At 62.5% G+C, this 4,070-nt stretch carries 3 protein-coding genes and 1 pseudogene; 2 read left to right on the forward strand and 2 right to left on the reverse strand.

What is annotated here, in order from left to right:
- Both AOQ71_RS43975 and AOQ71_RS50400 read right to left on the reverse strand, forming a co-directional pair.
- Positions 1-339 (reverse strand): IS110 family transposase (locus AOQ71_RS43975; protein ID WP_157083506.1); only part of this gene is annotated, 339 nt, incomplete at its 3' end.
- Between the two features lie 356 nt (positions 340-695).
- Positions 696-798 (reverse strand): annotated as a pseudogene (locus AOQ71_RS50400) (2,5-dichloro-2,5-cyclohexadiene-1,4-diol dehydrogenase); the annotation flags it as partial.
- A 223-nt stretch (positions 799-1,021) separates the two neighbouring features.
- On the opposite strand from AOQ71_RS50400, the gene AOQ71_RS28840 reads away from it, so the two are divergent.
- Positions 1,022-1,987, forward strand: coding sequence for a sensor histidine kinase (locus tag AOQ71_RS28840; protein ID WP_057753908.1), 966 nt, complete (start codon positions 1,022-1,024; stop codon positions 1,985-1,987).
- Positions 1,988-2,348: 361 nt separating this feature from the next.
- Positions 2,349-4,070 (forward strand): putative bifunctional diguanylate cyclase/phosphodiesterase (locus AOQ71_RS28845; RefSeq protein WP_057754132.1); only part of this gene is annotated, 1,722 nt, incomplete at its 3' end.

Raw genomic sequence — 4,070 nt, forward strand, 5'->3', positions numbered from 1 at the left:
TCCGAGCACATGAGCGTCGCGGCGATCATCCTTGGCACCGGCCACCGTGAAGCGATCCCGGAAGCGGTCGAGTTGCTTGGGATTGATGGCAAAGACCATAAAACCATGCTCGAGCAGCATCTCCACCACTGGGCCATGCGGCGTCTCGATTGCCACCGCGATCTGTCCCGGTGCGGCCTTGGTCTTTTCGACCAGCCAATCACACAGCTCCGTCAGTCCGGCTCCACCATGCGCAAAGTCGCGCTGGCCGGCCGGCCGTCCTTCCGCATCCAGCAGGCAAACGCAATGACTCCGCGTTGCCCAATCGATCCCGACGAACCATTGCACGTCCTTGACCATCGTTGGATCTCCTCGCTCTCAAAGCGGGCCAACCGCGATCCTGATCGATCCCTGTACTGGCGCTCTCGGCGCAATGACCTCCTACTGGATCTCGATCGCGGACGTTCCGCTGGGGCGCGGTTCCTACGTGGGTGCTCAAGGCACGGGTGGACAAGGCTGCTCCCGACGGATCGGCCCGAATGGCCAGTCTACACCTCTAGGCCGGCCATGAACGTCAGAAGGGTACAGGGTGGGCAAAGGCGCGGCGCGCCGTGCCCACCATCTTTCACTTGGGAGCAATTGGTGGGCACGGCGCGCGAAGGGCACGCCTTTGCCCACCCTACGGCATCTCCGCTCGACAAACGCTCTGCGCTAGGGAGCGTCTCGCCCTCCGATATGCGCCCGCCCGCGATCACAATTTTGGCACCTTCGGCAACGAAGACTTCCACGGAATCCAGCCCGCTCGTCACTCCCCGCGATTCCCGCGACCTGGCCGTCAAGCCTGCCCTCGAATGTGCTTGTTTTCGAATGATTTTGATGCCTATGGCGGACACCTAACGATGACGCCACTGCGACATCGGGCGCCGCAACCGTCACTGTTCCTTCTGCCTGGCGACAAGGCAAGCTTTGCTTGCGCATCCGGGATGCGTAACATCGTGGCCTGCCTCTCGATTTTCGGACGAAGATCGCAACCGGGCCGCGCATGGGGAAGCTGATCGAGGAATTCCGCAAGGGCTGGCAGGGCGTTGCGACACCTCCGCTCGGCCTGAGCCTTGCGTTCGCGCTGGCCTGCCTGCTGCTTTCGACCCTGGCGCGCTGGGGGCTCGCGCAAGTGCGCCCCGACGTCTACTTCACGCCATACTTCCCCGCCGTGTTCTTTGCGGCCGCCTTCGGAGGATTCCGGGTCGGCATCGTGACCGCGCTGGTCGGCGGCGTGCTCGGCTTCGTCCTGAATTTCGGCGATGCGTTTGCCGATCGTGCGCGTTTCGTGCTGCTGACGCTCTATTGGGGCGTCTGCGCGCTGACCATCTGGGGCGTCGAGCATTATCGGACGATGCTTGCCGAGCAGCGCCGGATCTCCAGGCGACTGATCGAAGAGGAAGAGTATCGCAAGCTCTTGGTCGACGAGCTGCAGCACCGGCTGAAGAACAAGCTGTCGACGGTGCACGCAGTGATGCACCAGGTGCTGCACGACCAGCCGGAGGTCTGGGCCCGGATCGACCCGCGGCTGCGCTCGCTGGCCGCGACCGACGATCTGATCTCGCGGATCGACAAGGGCGGTTGCGACATCCGCGATCTCCTGATCTCCGAGCTCGGCCCGTACGGCCATGTCCGCTTCACCCTCAATGGAGAGCGGCTGTTCCTGCCGCCGAAGCTCGCGGTGACACTGTCATTGATGTTTCACGAGCTCGCCACCAACGCCGGCAAATACGGCGCGTTCTCCTCACCACGCGGATTGTTGCAGGTGTCATGGACCGTCAATGACGACCGTCTGACCATCACCTGGGACGAAACCGAGGGCCCGACCGTTGGCGAAATCTCCACGCCCGGCTTCGGTACCAAGCTGTTGAAGTCGGCGCTATCAGCCTTCGACGGCAAGAGCGAGATCTCGTATTTGAAGACCGGGCTGCACTGCATCATGCAGTGCCGTATTCCCAAGAGCGAATAACCTTGCGCGCACGCCTCGTCCTTCGAGACGACCGCTTCCAGCGGTCTCCTCAGGATGAGGCTGAATGAGCATCGGCGCGCGCTCAAAGCCACACTCAGTCCTCATCCTGAGGGCCCGCCAAAGGCGGGCGTCTCGAAGGATGCGCCGCGGGGAATGCGAAAACCGACCGCGCGCTTCGCTCCGCGCTTTCGCAAGTGCCGTTGACGTTCTGTTAATGACGATCGAGGGCGCGCCTCGCCCCGCCGCGTTTCTCAAAGAACACCCCCGTATTTCAGCGGACCCCTTAACCAAACCTAAGAGGGAACTGCGCATGATCGCGCCCATTGCAAAGGCGCGCTGAACAACAAGATTCATGAATTCTATGAACGACGATGGATATGACGGCGCGAGCGAAGCCGAGCTCGGATTTCTCAAGGAAATCGTTAGAATGCTGCCTGCCGGCCTCACCGTGCAGGACGCGCAGGGCAAGCTTCTGCTGGTGAACGATGTCGCCGCCGCCCAGCTCGGCATGGACGGCAGCCGTCCCTCGCCGGATCTCGCGCAGCGCCGCGAGGCCTGCGAGCGCGCGCTCAGGGCCGGACATCCTGTTGTCTCCGAAGAAGCGCTTCAAGACGGCGCCGCACGCCAGGTGTTGCTCACCACCCATCGGCCGGTCCGCTTCGCCGGCCGCGAGCTCTTGATCTCGGCGTCCGCTGATATCACCGAGCAGAAGAATTTCGAAGACCAGTTGTTTCGCTCGGCCTATTTCGACGAGCTGACCGGACTGCCCTCGCGGCGCGTGATCGAACATCACGCCAACAGCCTGCTCTGGCGCGACCGCAGCGACGAGCGCTTCGCGCTGGCCTTTCTCGATGTCGACAATTTCAAGCATATCAACGACTATTACGGCCACGCCGTCGGCGATGCGCTGCTGGTCGAGCTTTCGAAACGGCTGGCGCGAGACCTGCGCGAGTCCGACATGCTGGCTCGCATCTCCGGCGACGAATTCCTGCTGCTGCTCTCGCCCATCCGGAGCCAGGAGGAAGTCGCCGAATTCATGTCAACGACATTGCAGCGGCTGACGGCTCCGTTCTTCATCGACAATTCGGAAGTGTTCGCCTCGACCTCGGTCGGTGTCAGCCTGTATCCCGACCATGGAAGCAGCTTCGAAACGCTGCGCCAGAACGCCGACATCGCGATGTACCGCATCAAGAACAACGGCAAGGGATCCTGCGCCTTTTTCGATACTGGCATGGAGCGCGAGGCGCTGGCGCGGATGAAGATCGAGCAGTCGCTGCGGATGGCCATCCTCGAGAAGCGCTTCTGCTGCGCCTTCCAGTCCAAGGTCGACATCCGCACCCAGGCCGTGAAGGGCATCGAGGCCCTGGTGCGCCTGCGCGACGACGAGGGGGTCATCCAGGCGCCGGGCTCGTTCATCAACCTGGCGGGCGAGCTCGGCCTGATCGATGAGCTCACTCATCTCGTGCTTGCCGAGATCGTCAAGTCGATCGACCTGATCAACGAGACCTTCGGTGCGGAAGCGACCATCAGCATCAACGTCGCCGCCAAGCAGGCCGGCAATCCAGACTTCATGCGCAGCTTTGCGCAGGCACTGGATGACACCGGCTTCCCGCAGCGGTTCATGATCGAGGTGACCGAAGACGCCTTTGTCGCCAAGAACCACTTCCAGGCCGAGATCCTGCCGATATTCCGCAAGCTCGGCGTCGGCATCTCCATCGACGATTTCGGCACCGGTTATTCCTCGCTGTCGGCCCTCGCCGACATCACCGCCGACGAGATCAAGATCGACCGCTCCTTCATCACCGACATCCATAAGCGGCCGCGCAGCCAGGGCATTCTGCGCGCGATCGAATCCTTGAGCGAAGCGCTCGGCATGACGGTCATTGCCGAAGGGATCGAATCCTATGAGGAGCTCGCCTATTTGCAGGCCGCGACCAAGATCCGCTACGCGCAGGGCTATTATTTCGCGCGGCCCATCTTCCTGGAGGAGCTGAAGCTTGCCAGCCCCGTCTCCAGTGAATCCCGCGCCAGCGTCTCCGCCCGCCCAATGCAGCAGAACCGCCAGGGCTATTCACGGGCGAGC

It is taken from the genome of Bradyrhizobium manausense (genome assembly GCF_001440035.1).
Taxonomy (GTDB): domain Bacteria; phylum Pseudomonadota; class Alphaproteobacteria; order Rhizobiales; family Xanthobacteraceae; genus Bradyrhizobium; species Bradyrhizobium manausense.